Here is a 22,086-nt window from a genome sequence, read left to right on the forward strand (position 1 = left end):
CGGGGAAGGCTTGAAGAATGGTAGATATTCAGTCCAAACACCGGACGTCTAGAGGGCGGCCTGACGGCATATACCCTGGTCTGTGCCGGCTTTGCGTCGGCTACTGCCCGATTATGGTTACAGTTGAGAACGGTCGAGCTGTTAAAGTAGCCGGCGATCCGGACGCACCGTTGTTTGATGGCTACACCTGCCCGAAGGGAAGGGCCCTTCCTGACCTGCATTACGGTCCACAACGATTGCTGCAGTGCCTGCGCCGTCACGTCGACCGAGGCTTTGTGCCGGTTCCAAGCGCAGCAGTCGTAGAGGAAATCTCAGATCGCGTTCGCTCGATCATTGATCGACATGGACCGCAGGCAATTGCGGTATATTACGGCACTGGCAGCACTAGTTCCTCTCTTCCGCTTACCGTCGCAAAGGCTTGGTTGGACGCGCTCGGCTCCACCATGTTTTTCTCGGTCAACACGATCGATAAGCCAGGCATGCAGATTGCGCAGGCACGTCACGGGCTTTGGGAAGCGGGCCATCCCTCTTTTGAAGATGCGGAGGCTTGGATTCTTGTAGGGAGCAATCCCATCATCAGCAAGACGGGCGGTTTTCCTCAAAACAACCCGGGTATGCGGCTTAAGGAAGCAGTCAATCGGGGCCTTAAGCTGATCGTCATCGATCCACGGCGCAGCGAGGTTGCGCGGCGTGCCCATATTCACCTGCAATGCCTACCAGGCAATGATCCCGCGGTGCTTGCGGCGATCGTCCATGTCATCATTGCTGAGCGCCTGTTCGACGCCGATTTCGTGGACGCAAACGCGGATGGGTTGGAGGCACTAGAAAGCGCTGTCGCGTCCTTCAAGCCCGCAGCAGTTGCGGCTAGAGCCGGGGTGGAAGAGGCCGACCTCATCGAGGCGGCCCATGTGCTGGCTCGGGCACGTAGCAGCGGCATTTTCTGTGGGACTGGACCGAGTTTCGCGACATATGGGACGCTCACCGAATATCTCGCTAACTGCCTGACGACTTTGTGTGGTCACTGGGCACGGGCGGGCGACGTTCTCCAGAAGCCCAACGTTCTTCTTCCTGCATGGTCCGCTCGGGCTCAACCGATCGCACCTTATCCGGAAGCCAGCGGCGCGCAACTTCGCGTGCGGGGATTGCGTGGAAATGCGAGTGGTCTCCCGGTGGCCGCGCTTGCTGATGAGATACTGCTGGAGGGTGAGGGTCAGATCAAGGCGCTCTTCTGCCTAGGCGGGAATCCGATGATGGCTTTCCCCGATCAAAGGCGAACCCATGAGGCGTTGCGGAAGCTCGACCTTCTTGTGGTATTGGATCCGGAAATGAACGCGACCGCGAGGCTGGCCGACTATGTCCTGCCACCTTCTTTAATTTTGGAGACGCCGGGTACCAGCCTCTTAATGGAGGCGATAAAATACAACGCCCATTCGCGGGGCCTCGACCAGCCCTATGCGCGGTACGCGCCGGCGATTGTCGATCCCCCGGCGGGATCAGACCTGATGGGAGACTGGGAGTTCTTTTATGAGTTGGCAAAGCATATGGGTTTGCCGCTTACGATCCATAGCCATTACGGCATTGGGCCGCATAGGGAAGCGCCGTGTCACAGCGTGGAGCTCGATATGACTGACCGTCCTTCGACTGACGAACTGATCGAATTATTGCTTCAAACGTCACGAATTCCGTTGGCGGAGGTGAAGAACTATCCACATGGCCATATCTTCGCGGAAGTCAAAGAGCGAGTCCGTGAACGCGATCCCGCGTGTATGGCGCGATTGGATCTCGGAAACAGCACCATGATGGGCGAACTCGAGCAGATTGCCGTCGAAAGTTCTGGTGGTGTCGACGCAGAGGATTATCCTCTCCTACTCGTACCAAGGCGCGTGAATCACCTCGTCAATTCCTATGGGCGCGCAAGTCCGAGCCTTAACAGCAAGAAGCCATATAATCCGCTGTCGATCAACCCAGCTGATGCTTCACGCTTTGCGATCTCCAGCGGTGATCAAGTGCTCGTTCAATCACGGTTCGGGGAGGTGCGCGCCATCGTCGAGGAGGACAAGGAAATACGGCCGGGTGTTGTTTCGATGAGCCATTGCTTTGGTGGAAATCCGGGCGATGATGAAGACCCATCAACGGAAGGTGCCAACGTCGGCAGGTTGATTAGCGTTGAGGATAGACCCGATCCGATAACAGGTATTCCGCGAATGGGTGCCTTGCCAATCCGCATCGTTTCGCTTTGACAATCGGGAGCCTCGAAATTTCGAATCTCTTTGGGCAGGTCTGGAAGTTCGGCAAAGTTGAAATATCGGCAGATTTCAACAAAAGATGGGGTGCGGCCAGCGGCCAGCCACTATTCACGATTCTAACGATAGAATATACTTGAAATCTTATTGGCATTCTCCAGGTGGCGACTGTTTCCATAGTCCTGTCAATCGGGAACAGGTGACTGGGCTGTATTGACCACATCGGCAATTGCTTCTGGCGAGATCATTGGCAGCAATAACCTCGCTATCGTATTGGGCTTGAGACGATATTTTCTCCCAACTGAACGGTTGATTGATTGGCGCTTTTGTAGTAGCCGATACCTTCTAAGGCGTTCCGCGGCGGCAGGGCGGACCAAAGTTGCACGAATGACCGGAAAGGATTTAAATGCTCGGAAACAAGGCTTTACCGGACTTTGGCTGCCTTCGCGGCGTGAAAGTAGTCCATGCAACCTCCAATATCGCCGGTCCTTTCGGTGCGGAGTTGCTTGCGGAGCACGGCGCTGATGTTTTGTGGCTCGAAAATGCGCGCTCACCTGATCCATCGCGGCTCAGTGGCCGCCGGTTTTTCCAGACCGAGCGGCAAAATCAGCGGACCATGGCGCTCGATCTTCCGAGTGAGCAGGGCCGGGAAATCTTTGCCCGCATCATCCGAGAAGCTGATATTTTCATCGAGAACAGTAAGGGCGGACAATATGAGAAATGGGGTCTCACCGATGAGGTCCTCTGGCAGATCAATCCGAGGCTCATCATTGCCCACTTAAGTGGCTTTGGCGAAACAGGATTGAAGGAGTATGTTGAACGGCCCTCTTATGATGCGATCGCCCAAGCCTTCGGTGGATATATCGACCTGAACTCCAACGGAGTTACCGCGCCATATGCCGCACCGGCGACCGCCGACTATGTTGCCGGACTTTTCCAAGTAGTGGGCATTCTGGCTGCGCTGCATCGCGTCAAGCAATCTGGAGTGGGCGAAAGCGTCGACGTCGCTATGTACGAGTGCATTATGAAGGTGCAGTGCGATCAGGGCAATTACTTTACCGACAAAGAGCCTGTGGCCAGGGTCGGTTATCCCTATTGGGTGGCTGGCTGGACTTGCCTGCCTTGCAAGGATGGTGAATATATCCAACTGTGCCTTACCGGCACCGGTGTTCTGAAGAAGGCCATTCCGTTCTTCGGCCTCGAATATGGTTCGGCAGAGTTCCCAGAGGGCATCTCCGGTATGCAGATTGCCAAGCCCAATGGAAGGAAATTCTCCGACGCGATCGCAGCTTACCTTCTTACTAAGACTGTCGATGAGGCGGAGAAAGAAATGATCACCGCAGGCCTTCCTGTGTCCAAAGTCAATACGCTGGCGGACATAGAGCATGATCCACACGTTCTTGCTCGCGAGACCCTTGATGAATGGGAAGCCTTCAACGGAGAGAAAATCAAGTCTGTAGGCCCCGTGCCGAAGTTCCGAAACAATCCTGGGCGACACTGGCGCGCTGCACCGCTCTTCGGTATGGACAACGACGAAGTCCTTGCCGAACTGGGATATTCGGCGGAAGAAATCGCAGCATTTTATACCAGTCGGACTATTGCACGCCAATCCGAACCACGCACAAGAAAGCGTTCGATAGAGGTTTAAAGGTTACGCCATAGCTGCCGAACTTGCCCTGAACGCATCCCATCCATCGTGAGTTTCATTTGATGAAAGAACAGCCTGAGGGGACCTCGCAGTCCGCCGTATTTTTTGAAAAGCTGGTGCGCGATCGTCGTTCCGTACGCGGATTTCGGACAGATCCTGTACCAAAGCCTCTGCTTGAGAAGATATTCACAACGGCTCAACAAGCGCCCTCAAACTGCAATACGCAGCCGTGGATTGCTCATGTCGTTTCGGGGGGCTCTGCCGAGCGCGTGCGGACCTTAATGCATGAGGCTGCAGTCAACAGAGTACGTCCAACCCCCGACATTCCTATCCCGGATGCCTACACGGGGGAATATCGGGCAAGACAAATTGGTGCTGCTGTCGCTTTGTTCGGAGCGCAAGGGATTGCGCGGAATGATGTCGTGGCTCGCAATCAATCATTCTTGCGAAATTTCCGTTTTTTTGACGCGCCGCATGCCGTTTTCATTTTTATTCCCCCCCATGCTGACATTCACGAGGCGTCCGATTGCGGGATCTACATCCAGACTCTGCTTCTTGCTTTCACCGCAAACGGTCTAGCTTCCTGTGCACAGGGCGCCCTCAGTCACTATGCTGACATCGTTCATCGGGAGTTGAACGTTCCGGATGAACATCGCCTGCTTGTTGGCATTGCATTCGGCTATCCTGATGAGGAGCATCCAGCGAACGCTGCTGTTACCGAGCGTGTTTCGCTTCTCGAAGCTGTTACATTTCACGAATAGGTCCAGAGCCTTTCGCCAACCGACATAAGGACGAATTTAACGTGATTATCGTCTGCAGCGCTGTAAGCGTCCGGTCTGGCTTTCAATTACCCACAAGTGGTCGCACGCGTGATTCCCGTGAGCGCATTACGTTTGAAGCCCCTGACTCGGCTGTGATTCCTGCTCAGGCACGGAACCTGCGGGGTGCGTGCTATGGCGAACGACGGAGATGAAGGTGAGACCTGGATCGACGGAGAAATAGACAACACCGGGTTCGGCGATGCTCGGCTTGGTAATCGGCTGCGCAAACTGATGTGCTGCTTGGACAGCGCAACAGGTCAGCCGCTGCCGTTGGCGTGCGAAGACTGGGCAAACACCAAAGCGGCGTACCGCTTCTTGTCGAACAGCTCGGTCACCGAAGAGCACATTCTGGCTGGCCATTTCCAAGCGACAGCGCGTCGTGCAGCCAGCTGCGATGGCACCCTGCTGGTGCTGCAGGACACCACAGAATTCGTCTACCAGCGATCAGCACCAGATAGCATCGGCTACACCAAGCATGTGAACAGCGGGCGCGACAAGGAAGGCCGCTGGCGTCAGCACAAGCTGTGCGGCGTGATGATGCATGCCAGTCTGGCCATCACGCTTGAAGGGCTTCCCCTCGGCTTGACGGCTGCCCGCTTCTGGAGCCGTGCACAATTCAAAGGGCTGCTGGCGCTCAAACGCAAGGTCAACCAGACCCGCGTGCCGATCGAGACAAAAGAAAGCATTCGCTGGCTCGAGAATATGCGCGGCTCGACGGCATTGCTCGGAGGGGATCCCGCCCGCATCGTTCACGTCGGCGATCGCGAGAACGACATCTATGAATTCTACTGCGCGACGCAGGAGCTCGGGACCCATTTTGTCGTCCGCACTTGCGTTGATCGTCTGGCCGGCGACGGCAAGCACACCGTGTCGGCCGAGATGGCCGAGGTCGCTGTCGAGGGACATCACCAGTTCGAGATCGCCGACGGTAGCCGCGTAAAACTGGCCCTGAAGTACAAGCGCATCGGCGTTCTGCCGCCCATTGGCAAAGCGCGGCGCTACCCACCACTCAGCTTGACCGTGATCCACGCCGTGGAAGTCGACCCTCCCGAAGGGCGCAAACCGATTGACTGGAAGCTGCTCACCGATCTTCCTGTCGGAACGGCCGCGGAGGCGATCGAGAAAATGGCCTGGTACTCGATGAGATGGAAGATCGAGCTGTTCTTCAAGATCCTCAAGTCAGGCTTCAACGCCGAGAAACTCAAGCTGCGCGCAGCCGAGCGACTGGTCAACCTGATAGCCATATTCTGCATTCTGGGCTGGCGAATCTTCTGGCTCACGATGCTGAACAGAGCGCGCCCCAATGATGATCCCGGGTCCGCACTGACAGCCACCGAGATCGCGCTCATTGACCGAATTGCCGCCCGCGCCGGGAGAATGACTGCAAGCGCGCCGCCGATTTCATCGTACCTGACTGAGATCGCGCGCTTGGGCGGCTATCTCGGTCGACGACACGATCCGCCGCCCGGCAACATGATCATGTGGCGAGGTTGGACCCGACTCATGGACATCCGACTTGGGGTCGAGCTCGCCGCCGAACCACTTGTGGGTAATTGAAAGCCGGTCTGGGGCGCCTTGCGGGGTAGGTGAGCGGCAAGCCACAGGTGCGGCACTGTGGTTTGCACCGGTGCGGCACCTATGGCTACGCGGATTATCGACGTTTCGGAGTTCGGGAAGCGCCCGCGCCGCTCATGGCCGAATGAGGAGAAGGCGCGACTGGTGACGGCGACGTTGGAGCCGCGGGCGACGGTGCGATCGGTGGCGCGCCGCCATGGCGTTGATCCATCACTGCTTTACCGCTGGCGGCGCGCCTTCCTCGCTGATCGTCTGACGGCGACGCCAGCCCAGGCGGATGGGTTCGTGCCAGTGCAGCTGGCACTGCCGGCACCGGCAGGGCAGCCGCTATCGCTCCCTGCGGGCTCGATCGAGGTACTGACCGCCGGCGGTCACCGGGTGCGGATCATACCGCCGGTAGATCGTGCTACGCTACGGCTGGTGTTGGACGCGCTCGGCCGATGATCGGTCCTCCCGTGGGCGTGCGGGTGTTTCTAGCTGCGGGCGCCACGGATATGCGCAAAGGGTTCGACGGTTTGGCCGCTATGGCGCAGAGCGTGCTCGGCAAAGACCCGTTCTCCGGCGCGGTGTTTGCGTTTCGCGGCAAGCGGGGCGATCTGATCAACTCCTGTGGTGGGACGGCCAAGGCATGGTGCTGCACGCCAAGCGGCTAGAGCGGGGTCGGTTCACCTGGCCAACCACCGCCACCGGCGTTGCGGTGCTGACGCCGGCGCAACTTTCGATGCTCCTGGAGGGGGCGGACTGGCGGGTGCCGAAGCGGAGCGCCGAGCCGGAGTTCGCGTGGTAAGAAGCGGCACTTTATGGCGGTTTTGCGTGCTTTGTTAGTGGCCTGGTGCTATGCTCGGGCATGTCGCTCGACGTTGCATCTCTGCCCGACGATGCCGCCTTTCTGAAGGCGCTGCTGGTAGAGGTTGATGCCGATCGCAACGCGCACAAGCTGATCGCCGAGCGGCTCAAGATCCAGCTGGCGCGGCTCCGCCGGATGCAGTTTGGCACCTCGTCGGAGAAGATCGAGCGCGAGATCGAGCAGCTGGAGCTGGCGCTTGAAGAGGTCGAGGCGGAGGCCGCTGCGACCGTCGTCTCACCCGTGCGAGCCGATGTCGTGAAGCCCTTCCGCCAGCCGCTGCCCGAGCACCTTTCGCGCGACGAGGTCGCGCATGAGCCCGCCTGCATCTGCCCCGACTGCGGCGGTCCGATGCGTCGCATCGGCGAGGATGTCACTGAGCAGCTGGATTATGTGCCCGCCTCGTTCCGCGTCATCCGCCACCTGCGCCCCAAGCTCGGCTGTCGGACCTGCGACAGGATCGTTCAGGCGTCGCTCCCCAGCATGCCGATCGAGCGCGGCAGGCCAGGCGCTGGCCTGCTCGCTCATGTGCTCGTCGCCAAGTACGCCGACCACCTGCCACTCTATCGCCAGTCGGAGATATACGCACGCGAAGGTGTCGATCTCGCCCGTTCCATCATGGCGGACTGGGTTGGCCGCTCGGCGGCGCTGCTTGAGCCGCTGGTCGATGCGCTCGCTCGTCACGTCATGGCCGGCAGCACGCTGCACGCCGACGACACGCCTGTGCCCGTGCTCGCACCCGGTGCGGGGCGGACCAGGACGGGTCGGCTCTGGGTCTATGTGCGCGATGAGCGCGGCCACGGTGGCGAAGCGCCGCCTGCCGCGCTGTTCCGCTATGCGCCGGACCGCAAGGGCGAGCGCCCCGCAGCCCACCTCGGCGGCTTCTCAGGTCACATGCATGCCGACGGCTATGCCGGGTTCAACAAGCTCTACGGCAACCGTATCGCCGAGGTGGCCTGCATGACGCACGTCCGGCGCAAGTTCTTCGACATCCATGCCGCCAATGGCTCGGCAGTCGCCCGTGAGGCGCTCGAACGGATCGCCGCTCTTTATGGCGTCGAGGACGCCATCCGCGGCGCGCCTCCAGACCAGCGTCGGAGCGAGCGGCAGGCACGCGCCGGGCCGCTCCACCAAGACCTGCGTGCGTGGCTGGAAGCGATGCTGCCAAAGCTCTCGCGCAAGTCCGACCTGGCGGTCGCCGTCCGCTACGCCCTGTCGCGTTGGCAGGCACTCGGCCATTACGTCGACGATGGTCGCCTCGAGATCGACAATAACGCCGCCGAGCGCGCGCTTCGCGGCGTCGCCATCTCGCAGACATTCTGCCCATGTCGGGCGCGACGTCGTTATGTGGTATCGGTGGCATCCGTATTTCGAGCGCACGGTTCGATGCGAGTATACGGAGGATCGGGCGACCGGCAGAGTCGCTCATATCGTCGTGCGCCACGGCGAGGTGATTGTCGTTCCGGCGTGGATGCTGGATCGCGGCGTTTGCGAGGCGTTCAGCCTGGGCAGCCCTCGTGTCACCGTGGGTGCGCTCACCGATCTCCATAATCTCTTGATCGAAGCCGGTCTTCGACATGCGCTGCTGAGCGGATCGAACGCTCAGGAGGACATCGATGAAGCTCTTGCCCCCACCGACGCGGCTGCCGGCGCCACGCCAACTGATCATGCCACTCGACTCCAGAAGCCTGGACGGTCTGACGAGGGCCCAGCGCGACGTTGCGGTGGCAAGCCTCGCCAAGCTGCTGATGGCGGCCGCAGGCGTCTCGGACGAGGAGATGACCGATGACCGCCGGTAATCTTCTTCCCCTGGCCCTGCTGCGGCGCAAGGCCGTCGTCTACGTCCGACAGTCGACGCCCCAACAAGTGAACGCCAACCTTGAGAGCCAGCGCCGGCAGTACGAGCTGATCGATGTCGCTCGCCGTTGGGGATTCCGTGATGTCGAGGTCATCGACGAAGATCTCGGCCGCAGCGCCAGCGGTGCAGTCGAGCGTCCCGGGTTTGAGCGTCTTGTCGAAGATCTGTGCACCGGTCATGTCGGCGCCGTCCTGTGCCTGGAGGCCTCGCGCCTCTCCCGCAACGGACCAGACTGGCACCGGCTTCTGGAGCTGTGCGGCCAGGTCGACGCCCGCGTCATCGATATCGATGGCATCTATGACCCTGCCAAGCCGAACGACCGGCTCTTGCTCGGCATGAAGGGCAACATCAGCGAGTTCGAGCTTTCGGTCATTCGCGCGCGCATGTACGAAGCTGCGCGGCAGAAAGCCCAGCGCGGCGAGCTGCGCATCAGCGTCCCGATCGGCTACATCTGGCATCGCGATTACGGCCTCAGCTTCGATCCGGATATTCGGGTGCAGGAGGCCATCAGGCACATCTTTGCGCGCTTCCGCGAGATTGGCAGCGCCCGGCAGGTGCTGACTCGCGCTCACTGCGGAAGGGATGCATTTCCCGCGGCCGTCCGACGGCAAGATGATGATCTCTTTTGACTGGGTGCCGATACGCTACCGCAACGTCATCAGCGTACTCAAGAACCCGTTCTACGCCGGCGTCTATGTGTACGGGAAGACCGAGAAGCGCACCGAGATCATCGCTGGCCGGGTCCGCAAGAGCTATGGCCACCGCAAGTCTTATGACGACTGGGGCGTCATGCTCAGGGACCATCATGCCGGCTATGTCGGCTGGGACGAGTTCGAGCGGAACCAGAAGATCCTCGCGACCAACGCCTATGGCAAGGCCGGCGGCGTAAAATCCGGCCGCGGCGGCAAGGCGCTCCTTGCTGGCATGCTTACCTGCGGTCATTGTGGTCGCCGCCTTTGCGTCGTTTATGTCGGTCGGCGCAGAGGCTATCATGTCTACCGCTGCGACCGTTCGAACCTCATGCTGGCCCGGCCACGATGTATGACCACCAATGGCGATCGAACCGATGCAGCGATTTCGGAGGAAGTGCTTCGCGCTGTGGCCCCCATGGCGATCGAAGCGGCTTTGGAGGCGGAGCGCATGCATCTCGAGGGCGAAGCGCAAAGGCGACAGATGGTCGAACTGGACCTCCAGCAGGCCCGCTACGAAGCCTCGCTGGCCGAACGGCGCTATGCTGCCTGTGATCCCGATAACAGATTGATTGCCGCGCAGCTCGAGAAGAGCTGGGAAGCGACGCTTCGCCGCGTCGAGGCCTGCGAGGCGCGGCTCAACGATCGACAAGCCGATCAGGGCGATATGCCTGACTTCGCGGGCCTGGCCCATGATCTCAAGGCAGCGTGGGCCGATCCCGATGTCGACATGCGCTTCCGGCAACGGCTTTTGCGCGCGCTGGTCAAAGATATCGTCGCAACCACCGACAAAGATGCGCAGGAAGTTGAGCTCACCATCCATTGGCAGGGCGGGCAGCATTCGCAGGTCCGCATCCGCAAGCCCAAGTCTGTAGAGCACACCAAGAGCACGCCGGAAGAGGCCATGGCCATCATCCGCTCGATGGCCACACGCTGGTCCGACGCTGACGTCGCTGCCACGCTCAACCGCATGGGCATGCGCACTGGCCAAGGCAAGAGCTGGACCGGCCACCGCGTCAACTCGCTGCGCCGTGTCCACAAAATCGAGGGCTATAAATCAGCCGGTACAACCCGCGGCGAATGGCTCACAATGTTGGAAGCCGCTACAAAACTGGGCGTTACCAGCCACAAAATTCGGTGTGCTGTCGAAGCTGGGTTGCTTCCGACCGAGCAGATCATGCCCGGAGCACCTCATCAAATCCGCGCTGTTGACCTCGAAAAGCCCGAAATCCGCGCCGCGATCTCGCGAAAAGGTCCGTGTCGCGCTCACGACCAAAACCAGGAATCCCTGTTTTCCGCCATTTGAAAAGGAGCAGCACAATGATGATGTGGACGCCCCCGCACTGACCGGCAATTGCTATGCTGTCGGTTGGTCAACCAAGAGGAAGAGGAGCGTTTACGATGGCGATCACGACGATTGGGCTCGATCTGGCGAAGAGCGTTTTTCAGGCACACGGCATCGACGAGAGCGGTGCCACGGTGCTGGTAAAAAAGCTGCACCGCAAGCAGATGCTGCCTTTCTTCTCAAAGCTGTCGCCATGCCTGATCGGTGTGGAGGCATGCGGAACAGCGCATTATTGGGCGCGTACGCTCGCTGCGATGGGACACGAGGTGCGCCTGATTCCGCCGTCCTATGTGAAGGGCTATGTGAAACGCGGCAAGAGCGATGCGCTTGATGCCGAAGCGATCTGCGAGGCCGTTACCCGGCCAACCATGCGGTTCGTGCCGGTCAAGTCGATCGAACAGCAGGGCATTCTCATGGCCCATCGCGCCCGTTCACTGCTTGTGCGCCAACGCACCATGCTGGCCAATGCCGTGCGCGCGCATCTGGCGGAATTGGGCTTTGTTGCGAATCCCGGCATCGCCAACCTCGTGAAGCTGGCCGAGCAGGCACTTACCGACAGGAACGCTTTGCCAGCCTATGCCCGAACGGCACTGGAGGTACTGGTCCGGCAGGTCATGACAATCAGCGGCGAGATCACGGCGCTCGACCAGCAGTTGGCCGCTTGGCATGCCGACAGCGAGGCCAGTCGCAGGCTAGCCGCGATACCGGGCCTGGGTATAGTCACGGCCACAGCGATCGCTGCCACCGTCACCGATCCCGAACAGTTCCGTTCCGGCCGTCAGTTCGCCGCTTGGCTCGGCCTGACACCTCAGCAGCATTCCACCGGCGGCAAGGCCCGGCTCGGCGGCATCTCCAAGCAGGGAGATCGATACTTGCGCCGACTGCTCGTTGTCGGCCCGACTGCCGTCATGCGGCACGCCAAGGACAAGCCAACGCCCATGGCCGACTGGATCAGGAAACTGTCGGAGAAGAAACCCTTCCGGCTCGTCTCCGTCGCCCTCGCCAACAAGCTGGCCCGGATCGCTTGGGTCGTGCTGACCCGAAAGGAAGCCTACAGACCGTATCAGCAACTCGCGGTCTGATAAGACACCCAACACCCGAATTGGCAGTGGCAGTCGATGATGAGTAACGATCGAGCCAATGGTGAGGCCAACCCGTCTGATTCACTGCGCCTTACAAGCGCGTCACGTTGATCAGGGACCTCATCGGCGGATTTCCATCAGGGCCAGCGGCAAACACGGCGCCGCGCAAACAGGCCGGACACATGAAAGCAACCGATCAAATCCATCCCGACAAAAAGCCCTTGCCATAGGGGGCGTCCACACATGAATCAGGCAGCAAGAACTGGCTGTTTGCAGGCTCCGACAAAGGCGGTGAGCGTGCCGCCACCATCTACAGCCTCATCGAACGGCGAAGCTGAACAGCATCGATCCTGAGGCTTGGCTGAGCGACACCATCGCCCGTATCGCAGACCACCCGGCCCGCCGTATCGACGAGCTGCTGCCCTGGAACTATCGTCCCGCCTGAACGAAACCCGCCACCGGACGCTTACGCAGCGTTCTCGGCGCTTACATTATTATGAAGCGCTTTCTCACGGCGATTAGGTTGAAAAGTTTCGCCAAGCCGTGTTTGGTGCGGTTAGAACCCTGCTGGGGGCTTGGCGCGGGTTGACTTCGCCTGGGTTTGCTGAAGGTCCAGGATTAGCCATATCGTCTGTTGCTCGGACCGCTTCTTGGCCATTTGCGCTTCCTGTCAGCGGTGCGCCTCAGCATCGTCCGCCGGCCGTTCGGAGAAATGATGCCTACTTCAGGAAAACTTTGGCACTTTCACCTGAGCGCCGGGGTGTGGAGATGCCAGTTTGTCACGCGCTGAACGGTATGGCCGATGGCAATCAATGTCGCTTCATTGAACCGCCGTGCCACTAGTTGAAAGCCGACCGGCAATCCTCGACTATCCAAGCCACCTGGCAGTGCAATGGCTGGGCATCCCGAAATGTTTATAGGTAGTGTGAAGGTGCCGGATTCGCTCAACCTTCCACTGCCGCGTTTTTCAAGTTCACCAACTTTGGGAGTGATGAACGGCAGTACGGGCAGCAACAGCACATCGACCTGCTCGAAACAGGCGTCAATAATCCCGCTGAGAACATCGGCATGGTTCATCGCAGCAACCAAGTCCATGGCACTCAAGTCACGTCCGTGATCGAGCATCATAATCGCGCCCGGTCCATATTCCTCGACTTTCTTAGAGCCCGATTCGAAATTATCGGCCGCGATATCAGAGTTTTGCGATACGCCGCGTGAGCAGCTGGACTGAGGCGATGAACAGCCAGGCGGTGGCCGAAGCAATAGTGTTTTCAAAGTCTTTGGCGAGACGGCGATTGCGGTTGAGCCATGCGAGTGTTCGTTCGACGACCCACCGGCGTGGTAGGATCTCGAAGCCTTTGGCGATGTCGGATCGCTTGACGATCTCGATGGTCCATCTGCTCATGGCGCGCAGTGCATCCTTGAGCTTGTCGCCTGCGTAGCCGCCATCGGCGAAGACGTGCCGGAGCCAGGGGAAGCGCTGGATGATGGCTGATAGCACCAGCGGAGCACCGTCGCGGTCCTGAATATCGGCCCCGTGGATGACGGCATGGACGAGGTAACCTTGGGTATCGGTGAGGATGTGGCGCTTGCGTCCCTTGATCTTCTTGCCCGCATCGTAGCCGCGTGGACCGCCGGATTCCGTGGTTTTCACGCTTTGACTATCGATGACACCCGCGCTGGGCGAGGGCTCGCGACCCTGGAGTTCGCGCGCGATCATGAGCAGCATGTGGTTGATCGTCAGCCACAGGCCGTTGTCGCGCCACAGATAGAACCAGCGCCGAACGGTGGACACCGGAGGGAAGCAGGGTGGTAGCATCCGCCATGGAAGCCCGCCCCGCAGCAGATAAAGGATCGCCTCGACGATCCGGCGCATCGGCCATTTACGGGGGCGGCCCACCAGCGAAGGCGGAGGGAAGAACGGTTCCAGCACCCGCCACTCCGCATTCGTCAAATCCGTTGGCAAAGCCAACTCGCTTCGCGCATGCTGCGCGCGAGTGATATCGGTCCACATCGCTGTTCCTCGGAAGTTCTTCGCAAAACTCCAGAATCAGCGACCGCCTTAGACGTCAAGCTAAGGCGCTGATATCACTCACCTTAATTTCGGATCGGCCTCTTAGGGTAGAGTGCGCGGTGCGCCTGCGCCATGCCCGTTGTGACCAAAGTCATCATTTGGGACATGTCTGGGCGCGGAAAGGTGATATTGACCAACCGGCCGCCCAATTCGGCAAGTATTTGCGCAGCCATTTCCATTGTCGCGATTGTTTCGTCATCGCAAATCTCTTCGATCAGGGCGCGGTCATATCCGATGATTGCGTCCCCAATGCCGGCCTCCAAGGAGAGCAGGTAATTAGGAGCAGCCCGGGGATGTGTGGTTGGATCAGCCGGATCGGGACCGGCAATCGCTGCCAGGACCGCAGCACAATCGGCTACAGAACGGGCTAGGGGGCCCAAGGTATCGAGACGTTCGACCAAGGGAAATACCCCATGGCGTGAGACGCGACCCCAACTCGGCTTCAGACCGGTCAATCCGTTCATATTGGCCGGGATGCGGATGGAGCCACCGGTGTCGGAGCCGATGGCGGCCTGACAAAGACCGGACGCAGCGGCTACGCCCGACCCGCTCGACGAGAAGCCCGAACAATATCCTTCGTTCCAGGGGTTTGTCGGGGGCGGGACGCTGGGATGGTGGGCAATGGTTGCAGCTTCGGTCATCTGGGTTTTGCCGACGATGACCGCCCCGGCCCGTTTCAGTCGGGTGACAATCGTTGCGTCCTCTTTGGATATTTGATTAGCTAGCACGGTTGTGCCTGCAGCAGTAGCTTCCCCTTTTATCGACACGAGATCCTTGATCGCGATCGGCACGCCATGCAACGGTCCGCGGTCCAAGCCCATGTGCAGTTCGGCGTCGGCTCTGTCTGCCCGTTCGCGCGCAGCATCGTGAAACACCGTTGCGTAGGCGCGCAGACGGGGCTGTGCCCTATCGATTGCGGCAAGTGTGGCCTCAACAGCCTCGCGCGAGGTGCACGTGCCGCTGTGAATGCGATGCGACAGTCCCATCAAGCTCTCGAACGGCATATCCATCCCTTTCAGGTTTCAACGGAGGTCGTCATCGCCGACCTGAATGTCCTACATATCCATCAGTGTCGGACGTGCATTAGCCGAGTTATCGCGCCACGATTGATGCTCGGTTCCACGCTAGCGCCGTCGAGAGCCATGCCGATAGTGAGTGCGGCCTTTGAAGCTCGACCTGCTGGGGCGACAGATCAGCAAGCAGGGCGGGACCGAGCGATCTTCGGCCTCGTGGCCCGGAATCCATTTCAGCAATCCTGGATCAACGATGAGGCGCCATCACATGGATGCCAGCGCATAGTGATCAAGTATGGCCTGAGCTCCCGCAGGGACCTTGGCCGGCGATGGATCGTACCTTGGCGTGAAAAGCTTGAGGACCTTTGGAAGCTGGAATGCGATCAGTTTCCTGCGGAATTTGCGTTCGCGCTCCAGCGAAAGCTTTCTTTCTGCGGGAGTCATGTCCGCTCGCTCATGCTCCATGATCTGCTGATAAATTCTTTTATTATGTCCACCCAAGTGCCGATAAGCAAAAATGATTGATTTTACGCGATAAAAATAGTCGCCATATATAGCCTGATAAACTTTGTGGCAGACGCTGCGATGCTCATATTCCTCGGCCAAGTGCCATTTCCACATATTCAAAGTGCGCTCGTCGGCTCCTTCGAGATATTCATCCGTTTCTTCGAAAAGGAAAACCGCCAGACTCAGTGCGAGTGTCTCGAAGGCGGCGCTGTATGCGCAATTAAACTTGTGTGACTTCGAGGCAAGGAACTGTCGATAATCGGCCCGTTTCGCCTCGTAACCCTCCCGCAGGAACGGGTAGGATTTGAAAATTTCAGCGTTATAAGCGTTGTGAATCTTGTAATGCTCGGTTTCCTGCTTGACGAAATTGTCGATGTCATCTTCCAGATGGCGGTGCTGCGGGGGCAACTTGGCCTTGGCTTGCGCCAGAACCTGATTCAGGAACGGTTCGACAGCAGGGGTCCCCGTGCTTCCCGCCAGGAAGAAGGCGCCGAACTCTATATTGTTGCACCAGTGACCGGGAACGCCTTCAAATTGCATATTGGGTTGGCGGTGAATGAGTGTCATTTGAGTGACTCCCGAATATCTGAGGGCTTGCCTTTGATTTGCACAGCACTTGGTCAGGGTATCCCACAATTCGTCTCTAAGTTTCTAGAATGGCAGCTTCTGGCGCCCGTTGAGAGCCTCTGATCAGTTTCCCGGGGAGGGCGCCTGTGGGCTTTCCATCTTGTTCGATGATTATACCCCCCACCATTGTGGTGCGGTAGCCTTTAGCGCCTTGAAGGAAACGATGCCCTCCCGCCGGGAGATCGTCCACAATTGTCGGGGGATCAAGGGAGAGTGCATCATAGTCAATGACGTTGATGTCCGCGCGATAGCCCGGCGCAATTCGACCGCGGTCATGCAGACCCGCCAAGGCTGCCGGTTCACTTGTCAGCAATCGCACTGCGTCGGCAAGCGCAATCTTTTGGCCGTCTCGATCTCGTGTCCAGTATGAGAGAAGATATGTAGGGTAACTCGCATCACAGATCATGCCGTAATGCGCGCCTCCATCGCCTAGACCGACTATTGCTGCTGGATGGCGCATCATTTCCAGCGCGGCGTTTAGATTCTGGTCCTCGAAATTAGCAATTGTGGCCAACATCAAGGCGCGCCCATCATTCTCCAGCAGCAGATCATAGGCTACTTGTTGCGGTGTCTTCCCGGTCTGCGAGGCGATGGCCGCCAGGCTGTCTGCGGCGTCCGGCGAATAGTTGCGGCCGTCGAACCGATAGATCCGGTCCCACATTCGGGTAAAACGGGCGATAGGGGATGTCGGTTGTGTCGGTAGTTCGGAAACCAGGCGTTCCCGGGTCGCCGGTTCCCGCATACGGTCCACCCGCTCGGCAAGCGGCAGATGTGCTATCGCTTGAAACGAGGGACACAGGGCAAACGGGTGGAGCGAGGCGCTCAGCGAGAAGAGCATTCCGACCGGGCGGGGGAACACCTGGGGGCGGATGGATACGCCCGGCAATCTGTTAGCCTGTTCCACCAACCCTAGAACTTGTTTCCAATGGTTGGGCGCGAGCGAATTCTGGACGAGGGTAAACGTCGCGGTACAGTCGGCGTTCTTTGAAATCCTGGTAAGAAGATCGACCTCGGTGTCCTCTCCGGCCGATACGGGGGGGCGCACGTCAGGCACCATCTGGAAAAGAGCATTTCCCCCTCGCCGCGCGCCGCACATAATCGCCAAAAGTTCGTCAGATGCAGAATTGTAGCTCGGGATATAGTTTCCGTGGGAGTCGCGATGCGAGTTCAGGCGGGAAGTCGCGAAACCGAGCGCACCGGCTCTAACGGCTTCGCAGGCAATGTCCGCCATTCGTTCGAGATCCTCCGAATTGGCCGGCTCCAACGCAAGGGCTCGCTCGCCCATCACGTATAGGCGAAGTGGACTATGCGGAAGAAAGAACGCGACGTCGATGTCGCGAGGTTGACGTTCGACGCAGTCAAGAAATTCGGGGAAGCTCTCCCAGTTCCAATCGAGACCGGCGGCCATGACGGCGCCGGGGATGTCCTCAACGCCTTCCATGGCGGAAACAAGGGCGTCATGATCGGCGTGGCGGCAGGGAGCAAATCCTACGCCGCAATTTCCCGCGACCACAGTCGTGACCCCGTGGGAAGAGGACGGCTTCATCCGGGACGACCAGATCGCCTGCCCATCGTAATGCGTATGGGGATCGACGAATCCGGGGGTAACGATGCAGTCACCCGCATCAATGGTCTGGCGCGCCGGGCCGGGCACATCGCCGATTGCAGCAATCTTTCCGTTCAGTATCCCGACATCTGCGCGCCGGCCGGATGTTCCGCATCCGTCAAATACGGTCCCACCGCGTATGACGATATCGAGCATCTTCTCTCTCCCTCAGTCGGCTGCCGGTCGGCGTTGACGCGCTTTCACATGTCCCCCGAAAAGGCTGATCTTGCATCGGTAGGCGCGTGATCGACGAAACGGTCTGCTATTTTACCGAGCAAGTCGTATTGCGAGCCCAAGCGGCCGTGGGCGGCAGCTGCACGGCGGTAATAGTGCTGCATGGGATATTCGCGGGTAATACCCATGCCGCCGTGGAACTGGCTGCCTGCGACCGCCGCCTCCTGCAGGGCTCGCTCAGCAAGCCAAGCCGCCAGGGCGCCGGCTGAAGGAATCTGTTCGCCATGTGCGATCCCGGAGACGCCCTCCCACACTGCGAGCCAGGCCGATTCGCTGTAAGCCTTGGCATTGGCCAAGCCGTGCTGCACGGCTTGGAAACTGCCGATCGCACGTCCGAACTGGAATCGTTCCTTCACGTAATTCGTGGTTAGGGCAATCGCGCCTTCGGCGGCCCCATATGCTTCGGCCGCACCCAGCAGGAGGCATTTTTCTCGCCACCGCTCCAGAACCTCTTCTGTCATGGCGGTGCTGATCAGTTTCGTCGGGACAACATCTTCGAGTGAAATCCAGGCACCGCGCAGATTGTCGATCAGGCTGGCTTCGCGGATGTGGGCACCCGGAGTTCCGGCTTCGACCAGTGAGATAGTGATGACACCGGCTTCCGAGATGGCTGGAACAAGGAATGCATCGGTCTGAGCTCCCCAGAGCACCAATTGGTCCGGCGATGTCAGGGACAGATTTTCGCCCGATTGCCTAGAGCGGCAATTTGGCAATGGCACGACGATCCGCTCGCCGGTTTCGATGCTGCGCCGAATTTCTTCCAGGGCCTCGCCATCCGCTGCGTCCTGCAGCAGCAGTATCGCAGCCACGGTTGCGAGAAGGGGCAGGGCGACGGCCGATCGCCCCGCTTCCTCCGCAAGAATGGCGAGGGTTTCCAAGTCGTCTTCGTTCGATGCCGCCGAAAGCCATTCGAGCTTTATGATTTCCTGCCAAAGGGCCTTGTCAAATCCGTCATCGGATTGTTCGGCCGTCAGACGGGCCTCATGGGAGACGTGGTCCGAAAAGACGACTTTGGCCGCTTCGCGAACCTGCTCCTGCTCGGATGAATATCGCAAATCCATCAATGTGCTCCTTAGCGTGTCCGCGGTAGGCCCAAGCCGAATCCGGCTATCAGGTCGCGCTGCAATTCGTTGGTTCCGCCTCCGAACTTTACCGCCGGGGTCGACAGATAGGCCCTTGCCGGCCTGCCTCCAGCCAGCGCTTCTGGATCGCGATGGGCGAGCTGACCTTGCGAACCCATCAGTTTGAAGGCCTCGATCCCCAGTCGCTGGTGCGTTTCGGTGTTGATGATCTTGGAAATGCTGGCTTCGAGCTGGGAACCGGTGAAGCCGGAATCCATCATCCAGGCAGCTCTCATGGCCATTAGCCGGCTGACATGAATATCAGCTGCTAGCTTCGCAAGTTCGCGGCGCTGGAATTCGCGCTCGCCTTCGCTCACCCCTTCTTGCTTTCGCCACCAATCGACCAGCCGATAATGTTCATATAACATTTCAGCATGGCAGAACACGCGCTCGAAGTTGAGCTGTCCGGTTATATATTTCCAGCCTTCGTTCTCCTCGCCCAGGCGCATCTCTTCGGGGAGGAACACATCGTCGAAGAAGACATCGTTGGTCCGTTCGTTCAGCTGGGTGATGATTGGACGGATCGTGATCCCTTTGAGATCGGCCGGGACGATGAACATCGAAATACCCTTGTGTCGGGATTCCGGTGTGCCGGTTCTCGCGGCAAGCCAAATGTGGGTTGCCGTGTGTGCATGGGAGCACCAGGTCTTGTGCCCGTTCAGGCGATAGCCACCGGCCACCGGTGCGGCCCGCGTCGATAGCGCAGCCAAGTCAGTGCCTGCGCCCGGCTCGGAATATCCGATCGCCATAAGCACCTCGCCCGAAAGGCATCGCGGAAGGAACTTTGCCTTGAGCTCCTCGGAAGCGAACAAAGTAAGGCTCGGAATCACCGCTTGGGTGAGCATGGAGCCCGTCGGAAGGCGCCGAAACATCAATTCTTCGTGGAACAGCCACTGTTCGACGAAGCTGAGGCCTTGGCCGCCATATTCACGCGGAGTAGCCAGTCCCAGCCACCCATCGGTACCTAGACGGCGGATAAATGCCCGTTCAGCAGGCCCGTAATCTCCGAACCGACCGCCATGGGATTGCGCAAGCGACTCAAGATCGATCTCGCCCCTTTCCGAAAGCTTGTTCAGATAGTCACTGATACGACGAAGTGTCGCCCTATGCTTCGCTTCCAGGCGGAAATCCAACCCTCCACTCCCTTTTTTCCGTAGGTCGGACGCCTACAAACCAGCATCACGCTAAGTCGTCCCGCAGCCCTAGTCAACCGACCATTCGGTTAACCGTTTGACTGGCCGAGCAGCACAGGTTGATCCGGCCGCCTTCACCAGTCGGTTCTCCTTCAAATGTCCAGCCGATACGGGGACATTGTCATCATTCCTCGCATTGGCTAACATGCGGACATACAGAGTGAGAATTCCGCACGTTTCGTTGTTCCAGGAGTGTCGTAGCCTATGCCGTAATATTTTCATTTTGGTGGCTGTGCCCATGTCGGCAGCGCTGCGATGGCGGATTCGGCAGATGGTCTGGTGTCAAACGGGTGACATTGCGAGACTGGACCGACTAAACCTATAACTTCTACGTTAAGGAATTGAATTGATGGCTGAGCCTTTGGAAAAAATTGATAGAAAAGAAGCGGTGTTGAATGCCGCATCTCACTTGTTTGTAGCAAATGGCTATATGTCCACAACAATGGATGATATCGCGGCGACTGTTTCACTCAACAAGGGCACACTTTACTATTATTATGAAAGCAAGTCTGCAATCCTGTTTGACATTATCTATAGGGGCGAGGAGGGGCGTCTCGCAATGGCACGCGTGGCGAGCGATAGGGCCGCTGACGCAAATCCAAGCGATGCGTTGCGGCAGTTCATCGAGGAGACCGCAATCTATATCCTTGAGAATCCGGTGAGCTCAAGGATTTCAATGCAGGAATCTCCTTTCATCGATATGTGGCTGACCGACGAGCAGTTGAAGATCCTCAATGATTGCCATGAGGAATTTCAAGGCTACATGCTGTCGCAACTCGAACGGGGCATCGCGGAGGGGCTTTTTTCTGGCGTCGATCCGCGCGTGGCCGCTCAGGGCATTACCGGCGCGCTGAGTGCGCTGCCCCGCTGGTTTCGCAGCAAAGGCCCGCTTGGACCGGAAGAGGTCGCCCGAGATTTGGCAAATCTTATGCTCAACGGCGTGATGGGAGGGAAACCGGTGTCCGTTCCCCCTGCGATCAAAACGAGGGCGAAGCGTGCGCTCAATGGGGAGGGGCCTGTGGCTGCGGTGAACAAGGCTCCGAAAAAGCCGCGAGCGCGGGACAAAGCGCAAGAGCGCCGGGCTCGCGCGGATGTTTTCAGCAAAGACCTAGGATAGCGGCCCAAGGCAAGCCGGAGTCCGTTTTGACACCGACCTAGCATGCCGGCAGGAGAGAGGAGGACGCGCGCGTCATCCGGGATTTGCCGGCCGACATTGCGTGACGTAGCTCTGGATAAAGCCGTCCTCGTTCAAAAGCACGATTGCGACGGCTTCGATCCAACTGTCTCCTGCCTTCACGTTATAACGCATAGCGTTGCCGTTGATCAGGACGCCCGCCACCGGTGTACGGGGACGATTGGGTCTGGTAAAGTTGGCGTGGATTTCCTCGCGGCCAACGAAATGGCACTTGTCTCGCCCGACAAGCTTCATTCCACCATCAAAAAAATAGCCGTCTACAGCGAAAAGTTCGGATATCCTCTCGGGCTCGCTATCGAGATATTGCGCATATCGCTTCAGGACATTCATCTCGATCTCCACCTATTGTACATCCATACTATGTGGGTGGGCGCTCAGCGTCAACCAAACGGACGTTTGCACGACAACAAT

At 59.0% G+C, this 22,086-nt stretch carries 18 protein-coding genes and 3 pseudogenes; 13 read left to right on the forward strand and 8 right to left on the reverse strand.

Translation table 11 applies throughout. The features are described from left to right. The first annotated feature begins 17 nt into the window (after positions 1 to 17). The 12 genes and pseudogenes from K3M67_RS05760 to K3M67_RS05815 form a co-directional block, all read left to right on the forward strand. On the forward strand, positions 18 to 2,240 hold the full coding sequence (locus tag K3M67_RS05760) for a molybdopterin-containing oxidoreductase family protein (RefSeq protein ID WP_285832558.1): 2,223 nt from the start codon (positions 18 to 20) through the stop codon (positions 2,238 to 2,240). A gap of 409 nt (positions 2,241 to 2,649) precedes the next feature. After that, positions 2,650 to 3,891, forward strand: a complete 1,242-nt coding sequence (locus tag K3M67_RS05765) for a CoA transferase (RefSeq protein WP_285832559.1) — start codon at positions 2,650 to 2,652, stop codon at positions 3,889 to 3,891. A 62-nt stretch (positions 3,892 to 3,953) separates the two neighbouring features. Next, positions 3,954 to 4,652, forward strand: a complete 699-nt coding sequence (locus K3M67_RS05770; RefSeq protein WP_285832896.1) for a nitroreductase — start codon at positions 3,954 to 3,956, stop codon at positions 4,650 to 4,652. A 192-nt stretch (positions 4,653 to 4,844) separates the two neighbouring features. After that, complete coding sequence (locus tag K3M67_RS05775) at positions 4,845 to 6,269, forward strand: IS4 family transposase (protein ID WP_285832560.1); 1,425 nt, start codon at positions 4,845 to 4,847, stop codon at positions 6,267 to 6,269. An 81-nt stretch (positions 6,270 to 6,350) separates the two neighbouring features. Continuing rightward, entirely contained in the window at positions 6,351 to 6,731 is a 381-nt protein-coding gene (tnpA, locus tag K3M67_RS05780) for an IS66-like element accessory protein TnpA (RefSeq protein WP_285832561.1), read from the forward strand. An 80-nt stretch (positions 6,732 to 6,811) separates the two neighbouring features. Continuing rightward, positions 6,812 to 7,074 (forward strand): annotated as a pseudogene (gene tnpB, locus K3M67_RS05785) (IS66 family insertion sequence element accessory protein TnpB). A gap of 50 nt (positions 7,075 to 7,124) precedes the next feature. Next, positions 7,125 to 8,445, forward strand: a pseudogene (gene tnpC, locus K3M67_RS05790) (IS66 family transposase); the annotation flags it as partial. Positions 8,446 to 8,747: 302 nt separating this feature from the next. Then, complete coding sequence (locus tag K3M67_RS05795; RefSeq protein WP_099185689.1) at positions 8,748 to 8,930, forward strand: hypothetical protein; 183 nt, start codon at positions 8,748 to 8,750, stop codon at positions 8,928 to 8,930. Continuing rightward, positions 8,917 to 9,618 carry a recombinase family protein gene (locus K3M67_RS05800; protein ID WP_285832562.1) on the forward strand — a complete coding sequence of 234 codons (702 nt, stop codon included), beginning with the start codon at positions 8,917 to 8,919 and terminating at the stop codon, positions 9,616 to 9,618. Before K3M67_RS05795 ends, K3M67_RS05800 begins: the two co-directional genes overlap by 14 nt. Continuing rightward, positions 9,572 to 10,984: a recombinase family protein gene (locus tag K3M67_RS05805; RefSeq protein WP_285832563.1), complete on the forward strand. Its 1,413-nt coding sequence runs from the start codon at positions 9,572 to 9,574 to the stop codon at positions 10,982 to 10,984. Before K3M67_RS05800 ends, K3M67_RS05805 begins: the two co-directional genes overlap by 47 nt. Before the next feature lie 95 nt (positions 10,985 to 11,079). Further along, entirely contained in the window at positions 11,080 to 12,105 is a 1,026-nt protein-coding gene (locus K3M67_RS05810) for an IS110 family RNA-guided transposase (RefSeq protein ID WP_285832564.1), read from the forward strand. A 251-nt stretch (positions 12,106 to 12,356) separates the two neighbouring features. Further along, positions 12,357 to 12,550: pseudogene (locus K3M67_RS05815) on the forward strand (transposase domain-containing protein); the annotation flags it as partial. 299 nt (positions 12,551 to 12,849) lie between these two features. Here K3M67_RS05815 and K3M67_RS05820 read toward each other — a convergent pair. The 7 genes from K3M67_RS05820 to K3M67_RS05850 all read right to left on the reverse strand — a co-directional run bounded on the left by K3M67_RS05820 (position 12,850) and on the right by K3M67_RS05850 (position 20,420). Beyond that, the gene (locus K3M67_RS05820; RefSeq protein WP_285832565.1) at positions 12,850 to 13,233 is read right to left on the reverse strand and encodes an amidase family protein; all 384 of its coding nucleotides are present in this window, start codon (positions 13,231 to 13,233) and stop codon (positions 12,850 to 12,852) included. A 64-nt stretch (positions 13,234 to 13,297) separates the two neighbouring features. Then, positions 13,298 to 14,119 carry an IS5 family transposase gene (locus K3M67_RS05825; protein ID WP_285832566.1) on the reverse strand — a complete coding sequence of 274 codons (822 nt, stop codon included), beginning with the start codon at positions 14,117 to 14,119 and terminating at the stop codon, positions 13,298 to 13,300. 83 nt (positions 14,120 to 14,202) lie between these two features. Beyond that, on the reverse strand, positions 14,203 to 15,183 hold the full coding sequence (locus tag K3M67_RS05830) for an amidase (RefSeq protein WP_285832567.1): 981 nt from the start codon (positions 15,181 to 15,183) through the stop codon (positions 14,203 to 14,205). Between the two features lie 273 nt (positions 15,184 to 15,456). Further along, positions 15,457 to 16,266, reverse strand: coding sequence for a metal-dependent hydrolase (locus K3M67_RS05835; protein ID WP_285832568.1), 810 nt, complete (start codon positions 16,264 to 16,266; stop codon positions 15,457 to 15,459). A gap of 76 nt (positions 16,267 to 16,342) precedes the next feature. Continuing rightward, positions 16,343 to 18,088: an N-acyl-D-amino-acid deacylase family protein gene (locus K3M67_RS05840; RefSeq protein WP_285832569.1), complete on the reverse strand. Its 1,746-nt coding sequence runs from the start codon at positions 18,086 to 18,088 to the stop codon at positions 16,343 to 16,345. Between the two features lie 44 nt (positions 18,089 to 18,132). Next, the gene (locus tag K3M67_RS05845; RefSeq protein ID WP_285832570.1) at positions 18,133 to 19,227 is read right to left on the reverse strand and encodes an acyl-CoA dehydrogenase family protein; all 1,095 of its coding nucleotides are present in this window, start codon (positions 19,225 to 19,227) and stop codon (positions 18,133 to 18,135) included. A gap of 11 nt (positions 19,228 to 19,238) precedes the next feature. Beyond that, on the reverse strand, positions 19,239 to 20,420 hold the full coding sequence (locus K3M67_RS05850; protein WP_285832571.1) for an acyl-CoA dehydrogenase family protein: 1,182 nt from the start codon (positions 20,418 to 20,420) through the stop codon (positions 19,239 to 19,241). A 409-nt stretch (positions 20,421 to 20,829) separates the two neighbouring features. Between K3M67_RS05850 and K3M67_RS05855 the strand changes: the two genes are divergently transcribed. Continuing rightward, entirely contained in the window at positions 20,830 to 21,597 is a 768-nt protein-coding gene (locus K3M67_RS05855; protein ID WP_285832572.1) for a TetR/AcrR family transcriptional regulator, read from the forward strand. Between the two features lie 72 nt (positions 21,598 to 21,669). Here K3M67_RS05855 and K3M67_RS05860 read toward each other — a convergent pair whose 3' ends face one another. Then, a complete protein-coding gene (locus K3M67_RS05860; RefSeq protein ID WP_285832573.1) occupies positions 21,670 to 22,017 on the reverse strand; it encodes a hypothetical protein in 348 nt (115 codons plus the stop codon). Between the last annotated feature and the right edge of the window lie 69 nt (positions 22,018 to 22,086).

This window comes from Sphingobium sp. V4 (genome assembly GCF_029590555.1).
GTDB lineage: Bacteria > Pseudomonadota > Alphaproteobacteria > Sphingomonadales > Sphingomonadaceae > Sphingobium.

Coding starts and splice junctions, on each gene's coding strand:
- K3M67_RS05855 (WP_285832572.1), top strand. CDS start 20,830: ATGGCTGAGCCTTTGGAAAAAATTGATAGAAAAGAAGCGGTGTTGAAT.
- K3M67_RS05800 (WP_285832562.1), top strand. CDS start 8,917: ATGACCGCCGGTAATCTTCTTCCCCTGGCCCTGCTGCGGCGCAAGGCC.
- K3M67_RS05770 (WP_285832896.1), top strand. CDS start 3,954: ATGAAAGAACAGCCTGAGGGGACCTCGCAGTCCGCCGTATTTTTTGAA.
- K3M67_RS05805 (WP_285832563.1), top strand. CDS start 9,572: ATGCATTTCCCGCGGCCGTCCGACGGCAAGATGATGATCTCTTTTGAC.
- tnpA (WP_285832561.1), top strand. CDS start 6,351: ATGGCTACGCGGATTATCGACGTTTCGGAGTTCGGGAAGCGCCCGCGC.
- K3M67_RS05840 (WP_285832569.1), bottom strand. CDS start 18,088: ATGCTCGATATCGTCATACGCGGTGGGACCGTATTTGACGGATGCGGA.
- K3M67_RS05810 (WP_285832564.1), top strand. CDS start 11,080: ATGGCGATCACGACGATTGGGCTCGATCTGGCGAAGAGCGTTTTTCAG.
- K3M67_RS05845 (WP_285832570.1), bottom strand. CDS start 19,227: ATGGATTTGCGATATTCATCCGAGCAGGAGCAGGTTCGCGAAGCGGCC.
- K3M67_RS05760 (WP_285832558.1), top strand. CDS start 18: ATGGTAGATATTCAGTCCAAACACCGGACGTCTAGAGGGCGGCCTGAC.
- K3M67_RS05825 (WP_285832566.1), bottom strand. CDS start 14,119: ATGTGGACCGATATCACTCGCGCGCAGCATGCGCGAAGCGAGTTGGCT.
- K3M67_RS05835 (WP_285832568.1), bottom strand. CDS start 16,266: ATGACACTCATTCACCGCCAACCCAATATGCAATTTGAAGGCGTTCCC.
- K3M67_RS05795 (WP_099185689.1), top strand. CDS start 8,748: ATGAAGCTCTTGCCCCCACCGACGCGGCTGCCGGCGCCACGCCAACTG.
- K3M67_RS05830 (WP_285832567.1), bottom strand. CDS start 15,183: ATGCCGTTCGAGAGCTTGATGGGACTGTCGCATCGCATTCACAGCGGC.
- K3M67_RS05765 (WP_285832559.1), top strand. CDS start 2,650: ATGCTCGGAAACAAGGCTTTACCGGACTTTGGCTGCCTTCGCGGCGTG.
- K3M67_RS05820 (WP_285832565.1), bottom strand. CDS start 13,233: ATGATGCTCGATCACGGACGTGACTTGAGTGCCATGGACTTGGTTGCT.
- K3M67_RS05775 (WP_285832560.1), top strand. CDS start 4,845: ATGGCGAACGACGGAGATGAAGGTGAGACCTGGATCGACGGAGAAATA.